The sequence below is a fragment of the Streptomyces sp. NPDC090445 genome, from assembly GCF_044769385.1.
GTDB lineage: Bacteria > Actinomycetota > Actinomycetes > Streptomycetales > Streptomycetaceae > Streptomyces.
Map to the genome: position 1 here is coordinate 1 of NZ_JBIVXV010000036.1, position 25,643 is coordinate 25,643.

The window sequence follows — 25,643 nt, forward strand, 5'->3', positions numbered from 1 at the left end:
ACCTGGGCCGGGTAGGCCTGCGGCGTGCTCGGGACGGTCACGGAGGCGGTGGCCGACAGGGCGCTGGTGTTGCCGGCGGCGTCGGTGGCGGTGACGCGGTAGGTGTAGGACTGGCCGGCCTTGACGGTGGTGTCGGTCCAGGAGGCCTGCGGCCGCTCGAACTCCAGGGAGTCGGCGGTCATGGTGTGGACCGGGGTGCCGGAGCCGTTGCGGTAGATGCGGTACGTCAGCTTGCTGTCGTCCGCGTCGTAGCTGGTGCGCCAGCGGACCTGGGCCTCGCCGGGCTTGACGCTGCCGGCGCTGGCGACCGGGGTGGTCGGGGCGCCGCGGTCGCCGGTGGAGGCGAAGCGGGTCAGGCCGGCCTGCTCGGCGCCGTTGACGGTGGTGAACTCACCGCCGACCCACATGTACTTCGTGTCGCCCTTCTCCGCGACGGTCATGACGCGCGGGCCGATGCCCTCGCCGACGCCGTCGTTGGTGTCGGGGAACCAGCCGAGCTTGCGGGGGCCGCGCACGAAGCCGTCCACGGGGGCGGGGGCGGTGCCGGTGTGGTCCGTCGGCTGGGCCAGGAGGTGGTGGCGCTTGCCGTCGGGGAACTCCAGCTCGGTGGAGCAGTCGTGCGCGTGCGAGGAGCTGTAGAGCACGCCGTCGTACGGCAGCACCCACTGGGTGGCGCCGAGGCAGCGGTCGCGCCACTTCTCGCCGAAGTCGCTCAGGCGCAGGCCGATGCGGCCGTCGAAGACGCCGCCGCCGGAGCCCTCGTTGGCCGTGTAGAAGCCGTTCTCGTCGGTGGCGATCGACTTGACGACCGAGTTCGACGGGATGGTGCCGTAGGTCTTGGCGACGTTGCCGGTGGTGGCGTCCACGACGGCCAGCGCGTGCGTGTTGGCGCCGTTGACGGTGAAGAAGTCGCCGCCGAGCAGCACGTTCTTGCCGTCCGGGGTGACCGCGACGGCGCGGCCCGGCTCGTCGGCGTTGGCGGTGAAGGGCTTGACCGCGCCGGAGGCGGCGTCGACGGCGGCAAACCGCTCGCGGGTCTGGCCCTCGACGGTGTTGAAGTCGCCGGCCGTGTACAGGGTGTCGTCGGAGACGGCGAGGGCCCGCACGGTGGCGGGGAAGCCCGGGTGGAAGGAGGCCTTGGGGCTGCAGCTCTCGATGTCGATGGCGGCGAGGCTGGAGACCGGGGTGCCGTTGACGGCGCCGAAGTAGCCGCCTGCGTAGAGGGTCTTGTTGTCCTTGGAGACGGCCAGGGCGCGGACGGTCGCCGTGCCTTCGCTGACGGTGAAGGCCAGCTTGCAGGAGGTGGGGTTGCCCGTCGCGGCGTCGAGGGCGACGAAGTTCACCGCCTCCTGCTCGGTGCCGGAGGCGCCTGCGGGCGGGCGGACCGCCGAGAAGGTGCCGCCGGCGAAGACGGTGCCGTTCGCCTGGGCCATCGCGAAGACGACACCGTTCGGCTGCCAGGTCGGCAGGGTGTCGGCGGTGAAGGCCACCGGCGGCGTGATGGCGGACGCCTGGGGCATCAACACCAGGCCCAATCCGGTTCCGGCACCGGCCAGTGACAGGACGAGGGCAGCAGTCAGCCCTCTGGATCTACGCATGAGCCCCCCAGGGCAATCGCCCGTTAATGGCTGGAATTATCCGAACAGCCGTATGTGTGGACGCAGACTAGGACCCGCGCGAGGGCCTGGTCACCTCACTTGACCGTATGCATACCGAATCGGAACGCAGGGTTCAGCGGTGAGGGCGCACAGCGGACATACGGAAGACCGGCCCCGGCCGCAGGCGCAGGAAATGCGCCAATGGCCGGGACACGGCAAATCGTAGGCGAAATATAAGGCTTCAGCGGTCGATCCGGACCGTTGCTCCCGCCAGTTGGTCCTCGACCTGGCGGACGTCCGCGTCGACCATGATCCGGGCCAGCTCGTCCACCAGGACCGTCGGCTTCCAGCCAAGCAGCTCCTGCGCCTTGGAGGCGTCCCCGATGAGGGCGTCGACCTCGCTGGGGCGCTCGTACTTGGCGTCGTAGCGCACGTGCTCGTTCCAGTCGAGGCCCGCGTGGGCGAAGGAGGACTCCAGGAACTGCCGTACGGTGGCCGGGACTCCGGTGGCGACGACGTAGTCGGTGGGCTCGTCCTGCTGGAGCATCCGCCACATGGCCTCCACGTACTCGGGCGCGTAGCCCCAGTCGCGGACGGCGTCGAGGTTGCCGAGGTACAGGTGTTCCTGCAGGCCGGCCTTGATGCGGGCGACGGCGCGGGTGATCTTGCGGGTCACGAAGGTCTCGCCGCGGCGCGGGGACTCGTGGTTGAAGAGGATCCCGTTGACCGCGAACATGTCGTACGCCTCGCGGTAGTTCACCGTGGTCCAGTACGCGAACACCTTGGCGGCGCCGTACGGGCTGCGCGGGTGGAACGGGGTCTTCTCGTTCTGCGGCGGCGGGGTGGCGCCGAACATCTCCGAGGACGAGGCCTGGTATATGCGGGTGTCGACGCCGCTCGCCCGGATCGCCTCCAGCAGCCGCAGCGCGCCGAGGCCGGTCACGTCGCCGGTGTAGAGGGGGGCGTCGAAGGAGACGCGCACGTGCGACTGGGCGCCGAGGTTGTAGACCTCGTCGGGCTTGATCTCCCGGAGCAGGTTCACGAGCGCGACGCCGTCGGAGAGGTCGGCGTGGTGCAGGAAGAAGGACCGGCCGGCGGTGTGCGGGTCCTGGTAAACGTGGTCGATCCGCTCGGTGTTGAAGCTGGAGGACCGCCGCACGAGCCCGTGCACCGTGTAGCCCTTGGAAAGCAGAAGCTCGGAGAGGTAGGAGCCGTCCTGCCCGGTGACGCCGGTGATCAGTGCGGTCTTGCCCATGTGGGGTCCCCCTGGGATTCGTTTCGGTCTGGTGTGCCGAGGCAGGGCCTCGTGAACTGCGGCTTCGGGCCGGGGCTGGATGCGTACCGTACACGGGGCGGGCCCAACGGCTGTGTGCGGCGTGCGCGTTGTGCGCACAGCGCGCTCAGGGCGGGCGGGGGCCGGTGCGGACCGCGCCGCGGACCGCGCCGCGGACCGCGGACCGCGGGAGCGGACTGGCATCATCGGCGGTATGACAAGTTCGCTGCCGCTCCTGCCCCCGAACGCCCGTGTCTTCGTCGCGGGCCACCGCGGCCTCGTGGGCTCCGCGGTCGCCCGCCGCCTGACCGCCGACGGGCACGAGGTGCTCACCCGGGGCCGTACCGACCTCGACCTGCGCGACGCCGCCGCGACCGAGGCGTACCTGAAGGACGTCCGCCCCGACGCGGTGGTTCTCGCCGCGGCCAAGGTCGGCGGCATCATGGCCAACAGCACGTACCCGGTGCAGTTCCTGGAGGACAACCTCAGGATCCAGCTCAGCGTCATCGGCGGCGCGCACGCCGCCGGCGTCGGCCGGCTGCTGTTCCTGGGCTCGTCCTGCATCTACCCCAAGATGGCCCCGCAGCCCATCACCGAGGACGCGCTGCTGACCGGCCCGCTGGAGCCGACCAACGAGGCGTACGCCCTCGCGAAGATCGCGGGCATCGTCCAGGTCCAGTCGTACCGCAAGCAGTACGGGGCCTCGTACGTCTCGGCGATGCCCACGAACCTCTACGGCCCGGGCGACAACTTCGACCTGGAGTCCTCGCACGTGCTGCCCGCCCTCATCCGGCGCTTCCACGAGGCCGCCGCCGAGGGGCGCGAGGAGGTCACCCTGTGGGGCAGCGGCACCCCGCGCCGCGAGTTCCTGCACGTGGACGATCTGGCGGCCGCCTGTGCGGTGCTGCTGGAGCGCTACGACGGGGACGAGCCGGTCAACATCGGCTGCGGTGAGGACCTGACCATCAGGGCACTGGCCGAGACGGTCGCCGACGTGACCGGCTTCACGGGCCGGCTGGCGTGGGACACCTCCAAGCCGGACGGGACCCCGCGCAAGCTCCTGGACGTGGGCCGCCTGACCTCGCTGGGCTGGAAGCCGGAGATCGGACTGCGGGACGGCATCGCCGCCACCTACCGGTGGTGGCTCGAACAGGGCGGAACGCGGGGCTGAGCGCACGGGTACTGCGGCTCCTCAGTACGCTCCGCGGCCGTCGACGACGGCGCGGAGCGTACGGCCCATCACGTCGACGTCACTGGTGAAGGACCAGTTGTCGACGTACTGGAGGTCGAGCTGGATCGTCTCGTCCCAGGAGAGGTCGGACCGGCCGCTGATCTGCCACAGCCCGGTCATGCCCGGCCGCACGGTGAGCCGGCGCAGCTCGACCTCGTCGTAGCGGGCCACCTCCTCCGGCAGCGGCGGGCGCGGTCCGACCAGCGACATCTGCCCCGTCAGCACGTTGAGCAGCTGGGGCAGTTCGTCCAGGGACGTGCGGCGCAGGAGCCGGCCCGCCCGGGTCACCCGGGGGTCGCGCCGGATCTTGAACATGAGTCCGTCGTTCTCGTTGGCCCCGGACAGTTCGGCCTTGAGCCGGTCGGCGTCCACGACCATGGTGCGGAACTTCCACATGGTGAACGGGACGCCGTCGCGGCCGATGCGCTCCTGGCGGTAGAACGCCGGGCCCCGGGAGCCGAGGCGGATCGCCAGGACGATGCCGAGGAACAGCGGGGAGAGCAGCAGCAGTCCGAGGCCGGCCCCGGCCCGGTCCAGGAGGGACTTGAGCACGGGCTGGACGCCCCGGTTGACGGGCGGCGCGACGCGCAGCACGGCGAGTCCGCCCGCGGACAGGGTCTCCAGGCGCTTGACGGAGACCTCCACCAGGCCGGGGAAGACGGCCAGTTCCAGTCCGGCGTCGTGCAGGGCCCAGGCGATGCGGCGCAGCCGCTCCCCCGCGATCCGCGCCCCGGGGGCGACGAGTACGAGGTCGGCGTGGTGGCTGCGGACGGCGCCGAGGACGGCGGTGGCGTCGGTGGCCGGCGCCTCGGAGGCCCGGGCGTCGAGCCGGCCGGCGACGGGCACGCCGCTGTCGACCGGGCCGCTGCCGACCGGGACCACGCCGACGACGACGTAGGGGTGGTCGGTGCGTGCGGCGAGGTGCGAGATGACGGAGTCCGCGGCGGCGGGCTCTCCTATCACCACCACCCTGCTGACGGCCTGTGCCTCGCGGCGGGCCGCGGAGAGGTGGCGGTACGTCAGTTTGTGGCAGGCCACGGTGATGAGGAGGGCCGGCAGCAGGGCTCCGAGCGCGGCGAGCCGTGGCGTGCTCTCCCCGGTCACCACGCGGGCGACGGCCAGGACGCCGATGAGAATCAGCCAGTCGTGGACGACCGGCAGGACACCGCGGGACTCGCCGAGCGCGCGGGCCGCGTAACGGCGGCGCACGGCCTGTACCCCGGCCCACGCAAGGGCGGCCCCGACGGCGCAGTACCCCGGCCGTGCCTGCTGAGCTGCGTCGAAGACGAGGCCCACGGGCACGCCTGCTCCGAGGAGGTCGGCGGAGACTGCGGCAGGCAGGTACCAGCGCGCTTTGTCGCCGATCCGCCTCACGGGCGCGGCAGCGAGCTCGGCCGCCGCTCCGGCCACTCTTTGCGCAGGAAAATGGACATGCCTCATGGGCCCCCCTGGCACGTGGTCTATGACACTCGCGCGCGTCCGCGACTTCCCCAGGCCGCGGACATCAGGCGCACCGGGAAACAGTACGACAAACACTCTTACGACAAGTACCGAACCCCGGAACAGGGACTCTTGTTGTCCAAGCATGAGCAAGCGACGCCAGTTGTCCCGGATTTCCGGCGCGTTGCGGACGCACGCGAAGGTGAATGGTTCGGATACCGGATACGTCGCCTCGGTCAACGAACCGTTTCCGGCCAACCTTTTGACGCGGCCCTGACATTACAGCGTGCAGGTGGCACTCTTCGATCCGTTCATCGCACCGACCTGCTGTGCCCGGCGGCCCACCCAGCCGTCCGGAACCCCCCTTGCAGAAGGAGTCCTGCGTTGAGTCCCACCCCCCACAGGCGTGTCACCGCAGCCGGCGCACTCGTCGCCGCCGCCGCGCTGCTCGCCGTCGGCATCCAGGCCGGCACCGCGTCCGCAGAGGCCACCGCCTCCCAGGGCAGCACCTCCGCGAAGTCCAACCCGGGGGCCTCCCCGCTCCAGCTCAGCCCCTCCGAGCGTGCGACGCTCATCGCCGACGCCAACTCGACCACCGTGCAGGCGGCGAAGGCGCTCGGCCTCGGCGGCCAGGAGAAGCTGATCGTCCGTGATGTCGTCAAGGACGCCGACGGCACCACGCACACCACCTACGAGCGCACCTACGGCGGACTCCCCGTGCTCGGCGGCGACCTGACGGTCCATGCCAAGGGCGGCGTCACCAAGAGCGTCACCAAGGCCACCCAGCACGAGATCAAGGTGGCCGACACCGACGCGGCGGTCACCCCGGCCGCAGCCGAGGGCCAGGCCGTCTCCGCGGCGAAGGACGCCGGCTCCAAGGAGGCCAAGCCCTCCAAGAACGCCCGCAAGGTGATCTGGGCGGCCGAGGGTGCGCCCGTCCTCGCCTACGAGACGGTCATCGGCGGCCTCCAGCACGACGGCACCCCCAACGAACTGCACGTGGTCACCAACGCCAAGACCGGCGCGAAGATCACCGAGTGGCAGGCCGTCGAGACCGGCACCGGCAACACCATGTACAGCGGCCAGGTCAACCTCGGCACCTCGCAGTCGGGCGGCAACTACACGCTGACCGACGCCAACCGCGGCAGCCACAAGACGTACAACCTCAACCGGGGATCCTCCGGCACCGGCACCCTCTTCTCCGGACCGGACGACGTCTGGGGCAACGGCCAGCCCTCCAACCTGGAGACGGCCGGCGCCGACGCGCACTACGGCGCCGCGGTCACGTGGGACTACTACAAGAACGTCCACGGCCGCAACGGCCTGCGCAACGACGGCGTCGCCCCGTACACCCGCGTCCACTACGGCAACAACTACGTGAACGCGTTCTGGAGCGACTCCTGCTTCTGCATGACGTACGGCGACGGCGACGGCAACGCCAAGCCCCTCACCTCCACCGACGTGGCCGCGCACGAGATGACCCACGGCCTGACCTCGGTCACCGGCAACATGACCTACAGCGGCGAGCCCGGCGGCCTCAACGAGGCCACCTCCGACATCATGGCGGCCGCGGTCGAGTTCTACGCCAACAACCCGACCGACGTGGGCGACTACCTCGTCGGCGAGAAGATCGACATCAACGGCGACGGCACCCCGCTGCGCTACATGGACAAGCCGAGCAAGGACGGCTCGTCCAAGGACGCCTGGTACTCGGGCCTCGGCTCGATCGACGTCCACTACTCCTCGGGCCCGGCCAACCACTGGTACTACCTGGCCTCCGAGGGCTCCGGCGCCAAGGTCATCAACGGCGTGAGCTACGACTCGCCGACCTCCGACGGCCTCCCGGTCACGGCCATCGGCCGCGACGCCGCCTCGAAGATCTGGTTCCGCGCGCTGACCGTCGGCTACTTCAAGTCGAACACCAACTACGCGGCCGCCCGCACGGCGACCCTCCAGGCCGCCGCCGACCTCTACGGCGCCGGCTCGGCCACGTACAACAACACCGCCAACGCGTGGGCGGCCATCAACGTCGGCCCCCGCATCAACGACGGCGTCACGGTCACCCAGATCGCGAACCAGAACACCGTCGTCAACACCGCGGTCAGCCTCCAGGTCCAGGCGACCAGCACCACCCCGGGCGCCCTGGGCTACGCGGCGACCGGCCTGCCGGCCGGCCTGTCGATCAACTCCTCGACCGGTCTGATCTCCGGTACGGCGACCACCGCGGGCACGTCCAACGTGACGGTGACGGTGACCGACTCCGCCAACAAGACGGGCACGGCCTCCTTCACCTGGACCGTCGGCACCGGCCAGCAGAACGTCTTCGAGAACACGAACGACTACCAGATCGCGGACAACGCCACCGTCGAGTCCCCGATCACGGTGACCCGCACGGGCAACGCGCCGAGCACCCTCAAGGTGGACGTGAACATCGTCCACACCTACGTCGGTGACCTCCGCGTCGACCTCGTCGCCCCCGACGGCAGCGTGTACAACCTGCGCAACCGCTCGGGCGGCAGCGCGGACAACATCGTCCAGAGCTTCACCGTGAACGCCTCCTCCGAGGCCGCGAACGGTGTCTGGAAGCTCCGCGTGGCAGACCTCGCCAGCCTCGACACCGGTTACATCAACAGCTGGAAGCTGACCTTCTGACCTCTCGGGGCACAGTGGGGCACGACGGCTGACACGGCACGGGGCCGTCCGGGAGAGAACCTCCCGGACGGCCCTGTTCCATGCGGTCGTCAGAGGATGCTGCGGAACATGGCGTCGAACATGTCGGGCTGCCCCTCGTGGTGCTCACCCGGCATGTCCTGCGGCATGTCCGGCTCCTGCTGCCCGGGCATCTCCTGCCGCTCCTCAGCCGGAGGCTGCTCCTCCTGCCGCTCCTGCTGCTCCCGCTGCTGCCGCTCGTCCTGCGGCTGCTCTTCCTGCCGCTGCTCTTCCTGGCGCTGCTCTTCCTGGCGCTGCTCTTCCTGCCGCTGCTCCTCCTGGCGCTGCTCTTCCTGCCGCTGGTGCTCCTGGCGCTGCTCCTCCTGCCGCTGCTCCTCCTGCCGCTGGTGCTCCTCCGAGGCGGTTCCGTCCTGCGGCTCGGGTCCGTCCTGCGGCTCGGGACCGTCCTTCTTCGGGAGCACGGACACCGGCTGCACGGCGCCCATGACGGTGTGCTCGGGGCGGCTGGCGCTGTCCAAGCGGTCGCGGTCGTCGCGGTCGTCGCGGACGTCGCCGAACGGGTCGTGCTTGTCGTTCTTGTCCACGTGGACCGGCGTGAAGACCACGGAGCGGACCGAGACGTCATAGACGATGTCCCCCGGCTCCAGCTCCCGCTCCGAGCGGCCGTTGCAGCCGTCCTCCGAGAAGAGCGTGGCCCGCGACTTGGTGTCGTTGCGGACGGCAGTGGCCGGGTCGCGGCGCGAGGTGCCGGTCAGCTCGTAGCAGGTGTCGTTGTCGGCCGGACGGATCTGCCGGCGCTCGCCGTCGACGATGTAGTCCAGTCGGCCGATGTTGGGCCGGTCGTCGAAGTCGTCGGCCATCGAGGGCCCGGCCAACGGCACGGCGAGGGCAAAAGCTCCGAGGAACGCCACGGCAGCAGTGCGAAGACGCATGGGAAAGCAGTCCGTTCTGTGGGGGCTGGATGCCGGTCCGGTGGCATCCAGCGGGCAGCGTAGGAGCGCCGCCCACTGCTGAATCGGTTCGGCATGCACGGCGTGCTCGCAGGTTCACCCGCCCGGCACGCCCCGCAACCCCCATCCGGCGGGCGCCGCGTCCACCACCCCGCCCCGCCTCCGCACCTCCTCCCCCGCTCCGTCCTCCGCCCCGGCCGTGTCCCCCGCCCGGCGGAACGGCACGGAGCGGAACGCAGCGGGACGCAGCGGGACGCAGCGGGACGCAGCGGAACGCAGCGGAACGCAGCGGGGCGGGCGACCGGTGGACCGGCCGCCCGCCCCCTGCCGCGGGGCCCTGCGGGGCCCGCTACCGCATCAGTACGCCGCCCTGCGGGCCGCCCTCACCCCCCGCGTCGGTGTCCACGGGGGCGGCGAGCAGCCCCAGCTCGGCCGGCGAGGCCAGCATCGGGTGCGAGGGGAGGATCCGCACGGTGTAGCCGAAGGGCCCGGTGCGGTCGAGGGCGAGCGGGCCCTCGTACACCCAGCGCCCCTCCAGGTCCGGCCCGGCGGCCGGCTTGAGCGGGAAGGACCGCCCGTCGCGGATCACGTCCTGCGGGTCCACCCGGCCGGCGACGGCATGCACTTCCACGTCCTCGGGCGCGAGCGCGTCCAGCGCGACCAGCACGCGCAGGGTGAGGGTGGACCCCAGCTCTGCGGTGCCGTTCACGGGAGCCGCGGCCAGCGCCTCCACGTGCTCGACGGCGACCTTGGGCCAGGCCGCCCGGACGCGCCCCTTCCACCAGGCGAGGTCGCGGGCCGCCGCGTCGTCCAGGGCCCGGTGGGCGCGGGCCGCCGGCGTGTACAGCCGCTCCACGTACTCGCGGACCATGCGCCCGGCGAGGACCTTGGGGCCCAGCGAGACGAGGGTGCGGCGGACCATCTCGATCCACCGCACCGGCAGTCCGCTGCGGTCCGCGCGGTCGTAGAAGCGGGGCGCGACCCGCTCCTCGATCAGCTCGTAGAGGCCGGCCGCCTCCAGGTCGTCACGCCGCTCCTCGTCGGTGCCGAGCCCGTCGGCGGTCGGGATGGCCCAGCCGAAGTCGGGTTCGAACCACTCGTCCCACCAGCCGTCCCGCACGGACAGGTTGAGGCAGCCGTTGAGCGCGGCCTTCATCCCGCTGGTGCCGCACGCCTCCAGCGGGCGGAGGGGGTTGTTCAGCCAGACGTCGCAGCCCGGGTAGAGCTTCTGTGCCATGGCCATGCCGTAGTCGGGCAGGAACACGATCCGGTGGCGCACCCGCGGGTCGTCGGAGAACCGGACCAGCTCCTGCACCAGCCGCTTGCCGCCGTCGTCGGCGGGGTGTGCCTTGCCGGCGACGACGATCTGCACCGGCCGGTCGGGGTGCAGCAGCAGCCGGCGCAGCCGCTCGGGGTCGCGCAGCATCAGGGTGAGCCGCTTGTACGAGGGGACGCGCCGGGCGAAGCCGATGGTGAGGACGTCCGGGTCGAGCACGGAGTCCACCCAGCCGAGTTCGGCATCGGCGGCCCCGCGCTGCCGCCAGGACGCCCGCAGCCGTTCGCGGACCTCCAGCACGAGCTGCTCGCGCAGGCCCCGCCGCAGGTCCCAGACGTCCTGGTCGGCGATGTCGGCGACGGCGTCCCAGCGCTGGGAGCCGCCCACCGAGAGGGCGTCCTCGGTGCGGCCGGCACCGATCTGGCGGGCCCCGAGCCGGACCACCTCGGGGGCGACCCACGTCGGGGCGTGCACCCCGTTGGTCACGGAGGTGATGGGCACGTCGGCCGCGTCGAAGCCCGGCCACAGCCCGGCGAACATGCCGCGGCTGACGGCCCCGTGCAGGGTGGATACGCCGTTGGCGCGCTGGGCCAGCCGCAGCCCCATCACCGCCATGTTGAACACTCCGGGGTCGCCGCCCGGGTAGGACTCGGCGCCCAGGTCCAGGATCCGCTCGACGGGTACGCCGTCCAGCTCGCCGCCGGGTCCGAAGTGGCGGGCGACCAGGGCGCGGTCGAAGCGGTCGATGCCGGCGGGCACGGGGGTGTGGGTGGTGAACACGGTTCCGGCCCGGACCGCCTCCAGGGCGGCGTCGAAGCCGAAGCCCGGCTCGCCGTCGAGTTCCCTTATGCGTTCGAGGCCGAGGAAGCCGGCGTGTCCCTCGTTCGTGTGGAACACCTCGGGGGCGGGATGGCCGGTGAGCGCGCAGTACGTCCGTACCGCGCGGACGCCGCCGATGCCGAGGAGCATCTCCTGGAGCAGCCGGTGGTCGCTGCCGCCGCCGTAGAGCCGGTCGGTCACCTCGCGGGCCCCGCAGTCGTTGTCCTCGACGTCCGAGTCGAGGAGCAGCAGCGGGACCCGGCCGACGCGGGCCTGCCAGATGTGCGCGTGCAGGGCGCGGCCGCCGGGCAGGGAGAGGGTGACGCGGGCCGGGGCCCCCTCGGCGTCCCGCAGCAGGGACAGGGGCAGCTCGTTGGGGTCGAGGACGGGGTAGTGCTCCTGCTGCCAGCCGTCCCGGGACAGGGACTGGCGGAAATAGCCGTGCCGGTACAGCAGTCCCACCCCGATGAGGGGGACGCCGAGGTCACTGGCGGCCTTGAGGTGGTCCCCGGCGAGGATGCCGAGGCCGCCGGAGTACTGGGGCAGGGCGGCGGTGATCCCGAACTCGGGCGAGAAGTAGGCGATGGCGGCGGGGAGGTCGGCCCCGTCGCCGTGGGTCTGGTACCACCTGGCGCCGTTGACGTAGTCGTCGAGGTCGGCGGCGGCGACGGCGAGCCGGCGCAGGAAGCGCCGGTCGCCCGCCAGTTCCTGCAGGCGGGCGGCGGATACGGAGCCGAGCAGGCGGACGGGGTCGCCGCCTGCGGCCTGCCAGCCCTCGGGGTCGACGGATTGGAAGAGCTCGCGGGTCTCCGTGTGCCACGACCAGCGCAGGTTGCGCGCGAGGTCGGCGAGCGGCAGCAGCGGTTCGGGGAGTACGGGGCGTACGGTGAATCGACGAATTGCCTTCACGCGTTCCACCTTCGCAGGCAAGTACGGATCGGAGCGGCCGCACCACGCTGTGCGACCGCGCAACACCCCCGGAAGGCTATCCCCGCCCCGCCCGGCACTGCCACGGCGCGAGGGACGGCGGACACCGGACGGGCGGGGGCCCAGAAGCCCGCCCCTGCCACCCGCCGGGCAGGAGCTCCCACCCAGCGACGCGGGGAACCGCGCGAACAACCACCCCCGCCCCACAGCCGACCGCCGAGCCGGATCTCCCGCCCAGGGGCGCGGGGAACCGCGCGAACAACCACCCCCGACCCGCAGCCGACCGCCGAGCCGGATCTCCCGCCCAGGGGCGCGGGGAACTGCGCGAACAACCACCCCCGGCCCGCAGCCGACCGGCAACGGCTGCGGGGCAGCTCCGGGGGCGGTGGCGCCGCGGGCGGCGGGTAGCAGGCGGCGGGGCTCGGGGGCCCGGCCCTGCCACCCGGCGAGCAGGGGCTCCCGCCCAGGGGCGCGAGGAACTGCGCGAACGGCCGGCCCGCAGCCGACCGGCGACGGGTAGCCCCCTGGGGGCGGCCCGGGCGCTGCCGCGGCCTGCCGGACAGCGGGGGCAATCCCGTTCGGAGGCGCTGCTCGCCCGCCACCGGCCCCCGGCAGGGCGGGGCAAGGCGGGGCGGGGCGGCCCGTGGCCCGCGAACAGCCGCCCGTATCACGGCAGTTCGAGCCGTCGCGGCCGTCCGGTCGGAGGCCGGCGGCGCATCGGCGGGCGGCGCCGGGCAGGGCGGCCCGGTCCGGGTCGTCACCTTGGGTACACCGTGACCGTTCACCCATATCGGCCGGTCGGGCGCGGATTCGGCGCCGCGCGCGGTGCCCTGCGCACAACGGCGGGAATGCATCGCCCGCGTGCGCCTTTCCGGCCGTCGTACTCCTGCCCGGTTGGGGCCGGTTCGGTGTGTTCGCCCACCCCGCGGGACCCACTCAAGTGACCGGTGTGACGCGGGCGCCGGGCGGTACATCCGTTAGTCCACACGGACTTGACGGAGCCTCGGCGGAAGCCCGGCGTCTTCTTGGTCCGTGCGCCGCCACTACGTACGAGTAGTTAACCGAACACGCGGATTGGGCCGGGCGAGAGTGGGAAGGGCTCCCCGCGTACCTGCACGGCACACCTCGCCCACCCCTCTCCCGCCACCCGAGTGAACGCGGACAGGAGCGGCCATGCCCGCAGCCCAGCCGTCCTCCGAGCGGCTAGAAACAGAGCCAACAGAGCGTGCACTGCCCGTCGGCCTTCCGGCCGGCGGCCCGTTGTCACCGAGCCCTGCGAACTGCCCCCAGGTGATCCCATCATGATCGGTCGTATTCCCGTGCTGGACGTCCTCCCCGCCACCGATTGCGGGGCCAGACCCGCCAAGGCGGTGGTGGACGAGGTCTTCGAGGTCTCCGCCACCGTGTTCCGCGAGGGCCACGACGCGGTCGCCGCGCACGTCCTCCTCCGCGACCCGAAGGGCCGGGTGCGGCCCGCCGTGCCGATGCGCGAACTCGCGCCCGGGACCGACCGGTGGGGCGCCCGGGTGGCCGCCGACACCGAGGGCAGGTGGACGTACACCGTGGAGGCGTGGAGCGACCCGCTGGCCACCTGGCGGGCCCGGGCGGCGGTGAAGATCCCCGCCGGCATCGACCCGGGGCTCACCCTGCTGGAGGGGGCCGAGCTCTACGAGCGGGCCGCCGCGAAGATCCTCAAGCGGGACGGCCGCGAGGACGTGGTGGCGGCCGCCGCCGCGATGCGCGACGAGGACCTCCCCGTGGCCGAACGGTACGCCGCCTCCCGCGAACCCCGGGCGCAGGCCGCGCTGGCCCGGCGCCCGTACCGGGAGCTGGTGACGGCGGTGAAGGCGCAGCCGCTGCTGGTGGAGCGCAGGCGGGCCCTGTTCGGCTCCTGGTACGAGATGTTCCCGCGGTCCGAGGGGGCCGTGGTCGAGCCGGGCGGGAAGCCGGTGAGCGGCACGTTCCGGACGGCCGCCGAGCGGCTGCCCGGCATCGCCGCGATGGGCTTCGACGTCGTCTACCTGCCGCCGATCCACCCCATCGGGAGCACCTTCCGCAAGGGCCCGAACAACACGTTGTCCGCGGGGAGTTGGGACCCGGGCGTGCCGTGGGCCATCGGCTCCCCGGAGGGCGGCCACGACGCCGTCCACCCGGACCTGGGAACGCTGGAGGACTTCGACGCGTTCGTCGCCCGCGCCCGCGGGCTGGACCTGGAGATCGCGCTGGACTTCGCCCTCCAGTGCTCCCCCGACCACCCGTGGGTGGAGAAGCACCCGGAGTGGTTCAGCCACCGCCCCGACGGGACGATCGCGTACGCCGAGAACCCGCCGAAGAAGTACCAGGACATCTTCCCGGTCCACTTCGACGCCGACATGGCCGGCATCGTCGAGGAGACGGTTCGGGTCCTGCGCCACTGGATGGACCACGGCGTCCGGATCTTCCGGGTGGACAACCCGCACACCAAGCCGGTCGTGTTCTGGCAGAAGGTGATCGCGGACATCAACAAGTCCGATCCCGATGTGATCTTTCTGGCGGAGGCCTTCACCCGCCCCGCCATGATGCGCACCCTCGCCGCCGTCGGCTTCCAGCAGTCGTACACGTACTTCACCTGGCGCAACACCAAGGCGGAGCTCACCGACTACCTCACCGAGCTGTCCGGCACCCGGTCCGCCTCCGTGATGCGGCCGAACTTCTTCGTGAACACCCCGGACATCCTCCACGCCTACCTGCAGGAAGGCGGCCGTCCCGCCTTCGAGGTGCGGGCCGTGCTCGCCGCCACCCTCTCCCCCACCTGGGGCGTCTACGCCGGCTACGAGCTGTGCGAGAACACCCCGGTCCGCAAGGGCAGCGAGGAGTACCTGAACTCGGAGAAGTACGAGCTGCGCCCGCGCGACTGGGCCGCCGCCGAGCGGGAGGGCCGCTCCATCGCCCCTCTGATCACCACGCTCAACCGGCTGCGCCGCCGCAACCCCGCGCTGCAGCAGCTGCGCGACATCCATTTCCACGCGACCGACAACGACCAGGTGATCGCCTATTCGAAGCGTGCAGGCACCAATTCCGTACTGGTGGTCGTCAACCTCGATCCGCACCACACCCAGGAGGCGACGGTCTCGTTGGACATGCCGGTACTCGGCCTCGACTGGCACGGGTCCCTCGCGGTGCGCGACGAGCTCACCGGCGAGACCTATCACTGGGGCAGGGCGAACTACGTGCGCCTAGAGCCGGGTCGCACGCCCGCGCACGTTCTCACCGCTCTGCGACCGTCCCCGCCCACCGGAGGGTCACCCACCACATGATGATCAACGATCCCGTCCCCGACACCTTCGAGGACACCCCCGCCCAGGACCGCGACCCCGACTGGTTCAAGCGGGCCGTCTTCTACGAGGTCCTCGTCCGCTCCTTCCACGACAGCAACGGCGACGGGGTGGGTGACCTGAAGGGGCTCACCGCCAAGCTGGACTACCTCCAGTGGCTCGGCGTCGACTGCCTGTGGCTGCCGCCGTTCTTCGCCTCGCCGCTGCGCGACGGCGGCTACGACGTGTCCGACTACACCTCCGTCCTGCCCGAGTTCGGCGACCTCGCCGACTTCGTGGAGTTCGTGGACAACGCGCACCAGCGCGGCATGCGGGTGATCATCGACTTCGTCATGAACCACACGAGCGACCAGCACGAGTGGTTCCAGCAGTCCCGCAAGGACCCGGAGGGGCCGTACGGCGACTACTACATGTGGGCCGACAACGACAAGCAGTACCAGGACGCCCGCATCATCTTCGTCGACACCGAGACCTCGAACTGGACGTACGACCCCGTCCGCAAGCAGTACTACTGGCACCGCTTCTTCTCGCACCAGCCGGACCTCAACTACGAGAACCCGGCGGTGCAGGAGGAGATCATGTCGTCGCTGCGGTTCTGGCTGGACCTCGGCATCGACGGCTTCCGCCTCGACGCCGTGCCGTACCTGTTCGCCGAGGACGGCACCAACTGCGAGAACCTCCCGGCCACCCACCGGTTCCTCAAGCGGGTCCGGGCCGAGATCGACGCGCACTACCCGGACCGGGTGCTGCTCGCCGAGGCCAACCAGTGGCCCGAGGACGTCGTCGACTACTTCGGGGACTACGCGGCCGGCGGGGACGAATGCCACATGGCGTTCCATTTCCCGGTGATGCCGCGCATCTTCATGGCGGTGCGAAGAGAGTCCCGCTACCCGGTCTCCGAGATCCTCGCCAAGACCCCGGGGATCCCGGAGCGCTGCCAGTGGGGCATCTTCCTGCGCAACCACGACGAGCTCACCCTCGAAATGGTCACGGACGAAGAGCGCGACTACATGTACGCCGAGTACGCCAAGGACCCGCGCATGCGGGCCAACATCGGCATCCGGCGCCGGCTCGCCCCGCTCCTCGACAACGACCGCAACCAGATGGAGCTGTTCACCGCCCTGCTGCTGTCCCTGCCCGGCTCCCCCGTCCTCTACTACGGCGACGAGATCGGGATGGGCGACAACATCTGGCTGGGCGACCGGGACGGCGTGCGCACGCCCATGCAGTGGACCCCGGACCGCAACGCCGGGTTCTCCTCCTGCGATCCGGGCCGGCTGAACCTGCCGGTCATCATGGACCCGGTCTACGGGTACCGGGTGACCAACGTCGAGGCCGCGATGTCCTCGCCGTCCTCGCTGCTGTACTGGACCCGCCGGCTCATCGAGGTCCGCAAGGCCAACCCGGCCTTCGGCCTCGGCTCGTACACCGAACTGCCGTCGAGCAACCCGGCGGTGCTCGCCTTCCTCCGCGAGTACGGCGACGACCTGGTGCTGTGCGTGCACAACTTCTCGCGCTTCGCCCAGCCCACCGAGCTCGACCTGAAGTCGTTCAACGGGCGCGTGCCGGTGGAACTCACCGGCGACGTGCGCTTCCCGCCGATCGGCGAGTGGCCGTACCTGCTCACCCTCGCCGGGCACGGCTTCTACTGGTTCCGCCTGCGGCGCGAGTAGGGCCTTCCCGGCACGTCCGGCCCGCCCGGCCTCCCCGCACGCCGGGGAGGCCGCCGGCGGAGCACCACGGGGAGGGCGCCGATCGGGTCCGGCGCCCGCCCCCGTACGCACCGCCGCGCCGCGCGCCGCCGCACACGCACCACCGCACCACCGCACCACTGCACCACCCCCCACGCACCACCCCGACCCGACTCCACCCACCACCGGACAGCAACCCTCGCCATCCGGGACACTCTGCGCATTTCTGTGACGGCCCGGGGAAAGGACGACGCCATGTCGGAGGCTGCATCCGCCCGGAGCCGCCAGAGCAGTCCGGCCGCCGTCCCGCTCGGACCGCTGGAGCCGATGCTGCGCTCGTGGCTGCCGCGGCAGCGCTGGTTCGCCGGCAAGGGGCGCGCGATCACCCGGCTCCGCCTGGTCAGCGCCGTCGAGCTGCTGCCGGCCGGGGTCACCCCCGGCCTGCTGCACCTGCTCGCCGGAGTGGACTGCGCCGACGGGGCCGCGGACTGCTACCAGCTGCTGCTCGGGGTGCGCCCCGCGCCGCTGCCGCCCGCGCTCGCGCCCGCCCTCATCGGACACGCCGAGCAGGGCCCGTACGCCGGCCACGCCGTGTACGAGGGCCTCGGCGACCCGCGACTCGCCACGCTGCTGCTGGAGCGGCTGCGCACCCCGGGCAGCCACGGCCCGCTCCGCTTCGACCGGGACCCGGACGCCCTCATCCCCGCCGAGGCCCCGCCCCGGCCGGTGTCCGGGGAGCAGACCAACTCCTCGCTGATCTACGGGGATTCGCACATCCTGAAGGTGTTCCGCCGGGTCGGCCCCGGCGTCAACCCGGACCTGGAACTGCCCAGAGCGCTGGCCGCCGCCGGCTGCACCCGCGTCCCGGCCCCCGTCGCCTGGTACGAGGCCGACCTCCCCGGAGGCCCGCGCGACGGCCGGGGCCACCCCGAGCCGCTGACCCTGGGCGTGCTCCAGCCGTACCTGCGCGGCTCCGACGACGGCTGGCAGCTGGCGCTGCGCCGGCTCGGCGCGGGAGCCGACTTCACCGCCGAGGCGCACGCGCTGGGCCGGGCCACCGCCGAGGTGCACAGCGCACTCGCCGCCGCCCTGCCCACCGTGGCCCTCGGCCCCGGGCAGACGGCGCGGCTCGCCGCCGGGATGACGGCCCGGCTGGCGGCCGCGGCCCGCGAGGTGCCGGCGCTGCGGCCCTACGAGGCCGGGCTGCGCGGGGCGTTCGACGCGCTGGCCGCCTCCTCCCGCGGCAGCGGGGTGCCCGCCCAGCGGATCCACGGCGACCTCCACCTCGGCCAGACCCTGCGCACCGCCGACGGCAGCTGGGCCCTGATCGACTTCGAGGGCGAGCCGGCCCGGCCGCTGGCCGACCGCCGCCGCCCCGAACCCGCCGTGCGCGACATCGCCGGGATACTGCGCTCGTTCGACTACGCGGCCCGCTCGCACCGCCCGTTCGCCCCCGCCTGGGCCGACGCCTGCCGGGCCGCCTTCTGCGAGGGCTACGCCCGCACCACCGGCCGCGACCCGCGTGAGGACCCCGTCCTGCTGCGCGCGTACGAGACCGACAAGGCGGTGTACGAGGCCCGCTACGAGTCCCGGCACCGCCCCGACTGGCTGCACGTCCCCATGGCCGCCATCCGCCGCCTGGCCGACCGGGAGCGCCCGGCCCGCCGCATGCCACCACCCCCGCCGCAGCCCGGCTCCACCCCCGCCCCCCACCCCCGCCCGAAGCCCCCGAGGAGGCCTCTCGCGTGAGCGCCGCACGACAGCCGTCACCGACCGTCCGCACCGCAGCCCCGCCCGCCGCCGCCACGGGCGGGGCGCCGACCGCGGCCGCACCCGCACCCGCACCCGAAGCCGGGTCCGCCCGCAAGTCCCGCACCCCCCGGGCCCGCCGGGCCGCCGCCGCCACCCCGCCGCCGCACGGGGTGCGGCCGGCGCCCGCACTCGGCACGGAGGAGCGGGCCCGGCTGCTCGAAGGCCGCCACCACGACCCCCATGCCGTGCTCGGCGCCCACGCCCTGCGGGGCGGAGTGGCCGTCCGCGTGCTGCGCCCGCACGCGAGGACGGTCACCCTCGTCGCGAAGGGGCTGCGGGCCGAGCTGCACAGCGACGGCGACGGCCTGTTCTCCGGGCTGCTGCCGCTGGCCGACGTACCGGACTACCGGCTGCTGGTGGTGTACGAGGGCGACGAGATCGAGGTGCACGACCCGTACCGGTTCCTGCCCGCGCTCGGCGAGCTCGACCTGCACCTGATCGGCGAGGGCCGGCACGAGGAGCTGTGGACGGCGCTCGGCGCCCGGCCGATGGTCCACCAGGGCGTCGCCGGCACCCGGTTCACGGTGTGGGCGCCGAACGCGCAGGGGGTGCGGGTCACCGGGGACTTCTCCTGCTGGGACCCGGTCGCCCACCCGATGCGCTCGCTCGGCGCCTCCGGGGTGTGGGAGCTGTTCCTGCCGGGGGTGGGCGAGGGCACGCTGTACAAGTACGACATCACCCGGCCCGACGGCGGCCACACCCTGCGCGCCGACCCGATGGCGCGGCGGACGGAGTGCCCGCCCGCCACCGCCTCGGTCGTGACCGAGTCCCGGTACGAGTGGGGCGACGACCGGTGGATGGCCGCGCGCGGCGCCCGCCCGCCCCACCAGGCCCCGTTCTCCGTGTACGAGGTGCACCTGGCGTCCTGGCGGCCCGGGCTCTCGTACCGGCAGCTGGCCGAGCAGCTCCCGCCGTACGTCAAGGAGCTCGGGTTCACGCACGTGGAGCTGATGCCGGTCGCCGAGCACCCCTTCGGCGGCTCCTGGGGCTACCAGGTCACCGGCTACTACGCGCCCACCGCGCGGATGGGCACCCCGGACGAGTTCCGGATGCTCGTGGACGCGCTGCACCGGGCGGGGATCGGGGTGATCCTCGACTGGGTGCCGGCGCACTTCCCGCGCGACGGCTGGGCGCTCGCGGAGTTCGACGGGCGGCCGCTGTACGAGCACCAGGACCCGCGGCGGGCCGCGCACCCGGACTGGGGGACGCTGGAGTTCGACTACGGGCGCAACGAGGTCCGCAACTTCCTCGTCGCCAACGCCGTCTACTGGTGCCGGGAGTTCCACGTCGACGGGCTGCGGGTCGACGCGGTGGCCTCGATGCTCTACCTGGACTACTCGCGCGGCGAGGGCCAGTGGGCGCCCAACGAGCACGGCGGCCGGGAGAACCTGGACGCGGTGGCGATGCTGCAGGAGATGAACGCGACCGTGTACCGGCGCTGCCCGGGTGTGGTGACGATCGCGGAGGAGTCCACGGCCTGGGACGGGGTGACGCGGCCCACGGACGGGGGCGGGCTCGGCTTCGGCCTGAAGTGGAACATGGGCTGGATGCACGACACGCTGCGGTACACCGGGAAGGAGCCGGTGCACCGCAAGTACCACCACCACGACATGACCTTCGGGATGGTGTACGCGTACAGCGAGAACTACGTGCTGCCGATCTCGCACGACGAGGTGGTGCACGGCAAGCGCTCGCTGGTGTCGAAGATGCCCGGCGACTGGTGGCAGCAGCGGGCCGGGCACCGGGCGTACCTGGGCTTCATGTGGGCCCATCCGGGCAAGCAACTGCTGTTCATGGGGCAGGAGTTCGCGCAGGGCTCGGAGTGGTCGGAGGCCCACGGCCCGGACTGGTGGCTGCTGGACCCGTCCTACCCGGCGGCCCCCGACCACCGGGGCGTGCGGACCCTGGTCCGGGACCTGAACCGGGCCTACGCGGCGGCGCCCGCCCTGTGGGAGCGGGACACCGTGCCCGAGGGCTTCGGGTGGGTGGAGTCGGACGCGGCGGACGACAACGTGTTCGCGTTCCTGCGGTACGCGCACGACGGCTCGCAGCTGCTGTGCGTGTCGAACTTCTCGCCGGTGGTGCGGCACGGCTACCGGATCGGCGTGCCGGAGGAAGTGCCCGTGTGGCGGGAGGTCCTCAACACCGACCTGGAGGCGTACGGCGGCAGCGGCGTCCGCCACCCGGCGCCGCTGCGGCCCCGGCGCGAGCCGGCCCAGGGCCGCCCGGCGAGCCTGCACCTGACCCTCCCGCCGCTGGCCACGGTCTGGTTCAGGCCTTAGCCGCCGGCGCTGCCGAGGGCCCTCGCCACCCCCGTCCGCGAGGGCCCCGGTATGGATCACGTACGGGGGCGGCGGCCGGTTCAGGGGCGGCTGCGGGGGATCGGTGAAGATCGGGTGGAGAGATGTCGCGCGGGCGGCCCGGAACCGTAGGATGATCACGTCCCCAGGAGCGCGTCCGATTACCGGACGGTCGCCGGAAATCCGGACCAATGCCCCGAACTCGATAGGACATTCCTACGAGTTGTTGGCTTGTTTGAACAGTCTGTAGTCGCCGCACCCCCGGCACTCCTACGGTGTGCCCTGTGCACTCCAGCCCACCCTTCAATGCCCCCGCCGCGCGTCGCCTCCGCGCTGCCCTGGGCATGGCGCCCGGTCACGTCGCCTACGGTCTGCGCGCCCAGTACGGACTGATCGTCGAACCCGAGACCGTGATGGCCTGGGAGCGCGGCGAGAGGACACCGACCGCCGCCGAGCTGACCGCCCTCGCCGGCGTGCTGTGGTGTGCGCCGGGCGAGCTGCTCGCCGAACCGGTCACCCTGCGGGAGCACCGGCTGGCCCGGGGCATGGCCGCGGACGAGCTGGCCCGCCGCATCGGGCTGGACACCGGGGCGTACCAGAAGATGGAGGACTCCGGGCGCTGGAAGGGCAACGAACGCCAGTCCGTGGCCCTGGCCCAGGTCCTCGGCCTGACCCTGGCCCAGTTCGTGGCGGCCGCCGGGAAGCAGGAGGAGCTGGCGGAGCTGCTGCGCAGCGCCGTCACCACCCGCTGGCAGGCGTACGTGAAGCCGCTGGCCAAGCTCCTGCCGGTGCCCCGGCAGCGCCTGGAACCGGTGGTCGAGCGGCTGCACGCGGACTACCAGGCCGCCATGGTCGCCACCCTCGGCTGGGGCGGGGCCGCGGGCGGCGCCGGCACGGGCGACGCGGGCCGCGCGTTCCTCGCGACCATCGTCGACCGCTTCTGGTCCTACGCCGCCGCCCCGGACCGGCCGTACACCGGCTAGCGCGGCGGGGGGCGTCAGAAGACCGACTCGGCCTCGTACATGCGGTCCGCCGGAACCCGCTTCAGCTCGGTGATGGCCGACGCGAGCGGGGCCATCACGATGTCGGTGCCGCGCAGGGCGGTCATGTTGCCGAAGTCCCCGCGGTGCACGGCCTCCACCGCGTGCCAGCCGAAGCGGGTGGCCAGGACCCGGTCGTACGCGGTGGGGACGCCGCCGCGCTGGACGTGACCGAGGATGACCGGGCGGGCCTCCTTGCCCAGGCGGTGCTCCAGCTCGACGGCGAGCCGGTTGCCGATGCCGGCGAAGCGCTCGTGGCCGTACTGGTCGATCGCGCCCCGCTCGTACGGCATGGAGCCCTCGGCCGGGTGCGCGCCCTCGGCGACGCAGATGACGGCGAACTTCTTCCCGCGGGAGAAGCGTTCCTCCACCATCTTCACCAGGTCGTCCACCTCGAACGGGCGTTCCGGCAGGCAGATTCCGTGCGCGCCGCCGGCCATGCCGGACTCCAGGGCGATCCAGCCGGCGTGCCGGCCCATGACCTCGACGACCATCACGCGCTGGTGCGACTCGGCGGTGGTCTTCAGGCGGTCTATGGCCTCGGTGGCCACCATGACGGCGGTGTCGAAGCCGAAGGTGCGGTCGGTGGCGGAGATGTCGTTGTCGATGGTCTTCGGCACGCCCACGACCGGCATCCCGGCGTCCGACAGCATCCGGGCGGCGGTCAGCGTGCCCTCGCCGCCGATCGGGATGAGCGCGTCGAGGCCGTACCGCTCCGCCAGCTCCTCGGCGTTCTCGGCGGCCTCGTGGAGGCGGGCGCGCTCCATGCGGGCCGAGCCGAGGATGGTGCCGCCGCGGGCGAGGATGCCGCTGACCGCGTTGATGTCGAGGGGGCGGTAGTGGCCGTCCAGGAGCCCCTTGAAGCCGTCCTCGAAGCCGATGACCTCGTCGCCGTGCCCGACCAGGGCGCGGTGCACGACCGACCGGATGACGGCGTTCAGGCCGGGGCAGTCGCCGCCTGCTGTGAGAACTCCGATACGCATCGTCCTGTGTCTCCTGCTCCTGGTCACATCGTGAGGCTTGTCCGATTGTTCCACGGGCCCGGGCGGCCCCGCGTCCCGCGCCGCCGTCCCGTCAGGCCGTTCGGCCCTGCCCTCCGGGCCCTTTGCCCAGGGGGCGCCCTAACCATCGACGGAGGTATTGTCAAGAGGGCAAGGCCACCCTATCGGGGAAATTTTCGCACCATGGACGGAGACCACGCGTGACGCGCAGCGTGTATGTGACCGGTATCGACCGGGGTGACGGCCGTCAGGTCGTCGAGCTGGGGATCATGGAGCTGCTGACCCGCCAGGCGGCGCGGGTCGGTGTCTACCGGCCGCTGCTGCACGACGCGCCGGACCGTCTCTTCGAGCTGCTGCGGGCCCGCTACCGGATCGAGCAGGACGCCTCGACGGCGTACGGCATGGAGTACCGCGAGGCGTCCGCGATCCTCGCGGAGAAGGGGACCGACGAGCTCGTCTCCCGGCTCGTCGACCGCTACCACGAGGCGGCCCGCCACTACGACGTCATGCTCGTCCTCGGCACGGACTACGCCGAGACGAACCTCCCCGACGAGCTCGCCCTCAACGCCCGCCTCGCCAACGAGCTCGGCGCGGTCGTCGTTCCCGTCGTCGGCGGCACCAAGCGGGCCGCGGACGAGGTGCGCGCCGAGGCCCGCAACGCCCACCGCGCGTACGAGAGCCTGGGCTGCCACGTCGTCGCGATGGTCGTCAACCGGGTCGCCCCCGCGGACCGGGACTCCATAGCCGAGCGGCTCGCCGCCCGCCTGCCGGTGCCCTGCTACGTGCTGCCGGACGACAAGTCCCTGGCCGCCCCGACCGTCGCCCAGATCACCCGGGCACTCGGCGGCGAGGTGCTCCTCGGCGACGACGCGGGGCTCGCCCGCGACGCCGTCGACTTCGTCTTCGGCGGCGCCATGCTGCCCACCTTCCTGAACGCCCTGACCCCCGGCTGCCTCGTCGTCACCCCCGGGGACCGCGCCGACCTGGTCGTCGGCGCGCTCGCCGCGCACGCCTCCGGCACCCCGCCGATCGCCGGCGTGCTGCTGACCCTGAACGAGCGCCCGGGCGACGACATCCTCGCGCTGGCCTCGAAGCTGGCCCCGGGCACGCCCGTGGTGTCGGTGGCCGGCAACAGCTTCCCGACCGCCGCCGAGCTGTTCTCACTGCAGAGCCGGCTCAACTCCGCGACCCCGCGCAAGCTGGAGACCGCCCTCGGCCTGTTCGAACGCCACGTGGACACCTCCGAGCTGCGCGGACTGCTGGCGCTGGCCCGCTCCGAGCGGGTGACCCCGATGATGTTCGAGCACGAGCTGCTGGAGCGGGCCCGTGCCGACCGCCGCCGCGTGGTGCTGCCCGAAGGCACCGAGGAGCGGGTGCTGCGCGCCGCCGACGTGGTGCTGCGCCGCGGGGTCTGCGACCTGACCCTGCTCGGCGACGAGCAGGCGATCGTGAAGAAGGCCGCCGAGCTCGGCGTCGACGTCTCCGGCGCACAGCTCATCGACCCGGCGACCTCGCCCCTGCGGGAGCGGTTCGCCGAGTACTACGCGAAGGTCCGCGCCCACAAGGGCATGACGGTCGACCTGGCGGGCGACGTGGTGACCGACGCCAACTACTTCGGCACCCTGATGGTGCAGGAGGGCCTGGCCGACGGCATGGTCTCCGGCTCGGTGCACTCCACCGCGGCCACCATCCGCCCCGCCTTCGAGATCATCAAGACGAAGCCCGACGCCTCGATCGTCTCCTCCGTCTTCTTCATGTGCCTGGCCGACCGGGTCCTCGTGTACGGCGACTGCGCGGTCAACCCGGACCCGAACGCCGAGCAACTCGCCGACATCGCCGTCCAGTCGGCGGCGACCGCGGCCTCCTTCGGGGTCGAGCCGCGGATCGCGATGCTCTCGTACTCGACGGGCACCTCGGGCAGCGGCGCCGACGTCGACAAGGTGCGCAAGGCCACCGGGATCATCCGCGAGCAGCGCCCCGACCTCGCCGTCGAGGGCCCGATCCAGTACGACGCCGCCGTCGAGCCCTCGGTCGCCGCGACGAAGCTCCCCGGGTCCGAGGTGGCCGGCCGCGCGACGGTGCTGGTCTTCCCCGACCTCAACACCGGCAACAACACGTACAAGGCCGTGCAGCGGTCGGCCGGCGCCGTCGCGGTCGGCCCGGTGCTCCAGGGCCTGCGCAAGCCCGTCAACGACCTGTCGCGCGGCGCGCTGGTGCAGGACATCGTGACCACCGTGGCCATCACCGCGATCCAGGCGCAGGACGCGCCGCTCACCGCCTGACCTGACCGCCCTCACCGCC

General features: G+C 72.4%; 14 protein-coding genes and 1 pseudogene. 9 read left to right on the forward strand and 6 right to left on the reverse strand.

Annotated features, from left to right (window positions below):
- Positions 1-1,598, reverse strand: a pseudogene (locus tag ACIQUT_RS36095) (LamG domain-containing protein); the annotation flags it as partial.
- A 241-nt stretch (positions 1,599-1,839) separates the two neighbouring features.
- A complete protein-coding gene (gene gmd / locus ACIQUT_RS36100; RefSeq protein ID WP_403569415.1) occupies positions 1,840-2,853 on the reverse strand; it encodes a GDP-mannose 4,6-dehydratase in 1,014 nt (337 codons plus the stop codon).
- 232 nt (positions 2,854-3,085) lie between these two features.
- Between gmd and ACIQUT_RS36105 the strand changes: the two genes are divergently transcribed.
- Positions 3,086-4,042 carry a GDP-L-fucose synthase family protein gene (locus tag ACIQUT_RS36105; protein WP_403569416.1) on the forward strand — a complete coding sequence of 319 codons (957 nt, stop codon included), beginning with the start codon at positions 3,086-3,088 and terminating at the stop codon, positions 4,040-4,042.
- A 21-nt stretch (positions 4,043-4,063) separates the two neighbouring features.
- Here the strand turns inward: ACIQUT_RS36105 and ACIQUT_RS36110 are convergent, their stop codons facing one another.
- Positions 4,064-5,542: a sugar transferase gene (locus ACIQUT_RS36110; RefSeq protein WP_403569418.1), complete on the reverse strand. Its 1,479-nt coding sequence runs from the start codon at positions 5,540-5,542 to the stop codon at positions 4,064-4,066.
- Positions 5,543-5,687: 145 nt separating this feature from the next.
- Between ACIQUT_RS36110 and ACIQUT_RS36115 the strand changes: the two genes are divergently transcribed.
- Together ACIQUT_RS36115 and ACIQUT_RS36120 are read left to right on the forward strand one after the other, a co-directional pair.
- Positions 5,688-5,819, forward strand: coding sequence for a hypothetical protein (locus ACIQUT_RS36115; RefSeq protein ID WP_403569420.1), 132 nt, complete (start codon positions 5,688-5,690; stop codon positions 5,817-5,819).
- A 107-nt stretch (positions 5,820-5,926) separates the two neighbouring features.
- The gene (locus ACIQUT_RS36120; protein WP_403569422.1) at positions 5,927-8,194 is read left to right on the forward strand and encodes a M4 family metallopeptidase; all 2,268 of its coding nucleotides are present in this window, start codon (positions 5,927-5,929) and stop codon (positions 8,192-8,194) included.
- A gap of 89 nt (positions 8,195-8,283) precedes the next feature.
- On the opposite strand, the gene ACIQUT_RS36125 is transcribed toward ACIQUT_RS36120, so the two are convergent.
- Together ACIQUT_RS36125 and glgP are read right to left on the reverse strand one after the other, a co-directional pair.
- On the reverse strand, positions 8,284-9,123 hold the full coding sequence (locus tag ACIQUT_RS36125) for a hypothetical protein (protein ID WP_403569424.1): 840 nt from the start codon (positions 9,121-9,123) through the stop codon (positions 8,284-8,286).
- Positions 9,124-9,511: 388 nt separating this feature from the next.
- Positions 9,512-12,166: an alpha-glucan family phosphorylase gene (glgP, locus tag ACIQUT_RS36130; RefSeq protein WP_403569426.1), complete on the reverse strand. Its 2,655-nt coding sequence runs from the start codon at positions 12,164-12,166 to the stop codon at positions 9,512-9,514.
- Between the two features lie 1,319 nt (positions 12,167-13,485).
- On the opposite strand from glgP, the gene ACIQUT_RS36135 reads away from it, so the two are divergent.
- The 5 genes from ACIQUT_RS36135 (at position 13,486) to ACIQUT_RS36155 (ending at position 22,284) form a co-directional block, all read left to right on the forward strand.
- On the forward strand, positions 13,486-15,480 hold the full coding sequence (locus tag ACIQUT_RS36135; protein WP_403569427.1) for a maltotransferase domain-containing protein: 1,995 nt from the start codon (positions 13,486-13,488) through the stop codon (positions 15,478-15,480).
- Complete coding sequence (gene treS, locus ACIQUT_RS36140; protein WP_403569428.1) at positions 15,477-17,171, forward strand: maltose alpha-D-glucosyltransferase; 1,695 nt, start codon at positions 15,477-15,479, stop codon at positions 17,169-17,171. Before ACIQUT_RS36135 ends, treS begins: the two co-directional genes overlap by 4 nt.
- A 273-nt stretch (positions 17,172-17,444) precedes the next feature.
- The gene (locus tag ACIQUT_RS36145) at positions 17,445-18,938 is read left to right on the forward strand and encodes a maltokinase (protein WP_403569429.1); all 1,494 of its coding nucleotides are present in this window, start codon (positions 17,445-17,447) and stop codon (positions 18,936-18,938) included.
- Positions 18,935-21,283, forward strand: coding sequence for a 1,4-alpha-glucan branching enzyme (gene glgB, locus ACIQUT_RS36150; protein ID WP_403569430.1), 2,349 nt, complete (start codon positions 18,935-18,937; stop codon positions 21,281-21,283). The genes ACIQUT_RS36145 and glgB overlap by 4 nt, the downstream gene beginning before the upstream one ends.
- Positions 21,284-21,576: 293 nt before the next feature.
- The gene (locus ACIQUT_RS36155; RefSeq protein WP_403569431.1) at positions 21,577-22,284 is read left to right on the forward strand and encodes an XRE family transcriptional regulator; all 708 of its coding nucleotides are present in this window, start codon (positions 21,577-21,579) and stop codon (positions 22,282-22,284) included.
- A 14-nt stretch (positions 22,285-22,298) separates the two neighbouring features.
- Here the strand turns inward: ACIQUT_RS36155 and ACIQUT_RS36160 are convergent, their stop codons facing one another.
- Positions 22,299-23,324 (reverse strand): ATP-dependent 6-phosphofructokinase, encoded by a 1,026-nt coding sequence (locus ACIQUT_RS36160; protein ID WP_403569433.1) that lies wholly within the window; start codon positions 23,322-23,324, stop codon positions 22,299-22,301.
- Between the two features lie 218 nt (positions 23,325-23,542).
- Between ACIQUT_RS36160 and pta the strand changes: the two genes are divergently transcribed.
- Positions 23,543-25,624, forward strand: a complete 2,082-nt coding sequence (gene pta / locus ACIQUT_RS36165) for a phosphate acetyltransferase (RefSeq protein WP_403569435.1) — start codon at positions 23,543-23,545, stop codon at positions 25,622-25,624.
- Positions 25,625-25,643 lie beyond the last annotated feature (19 nt).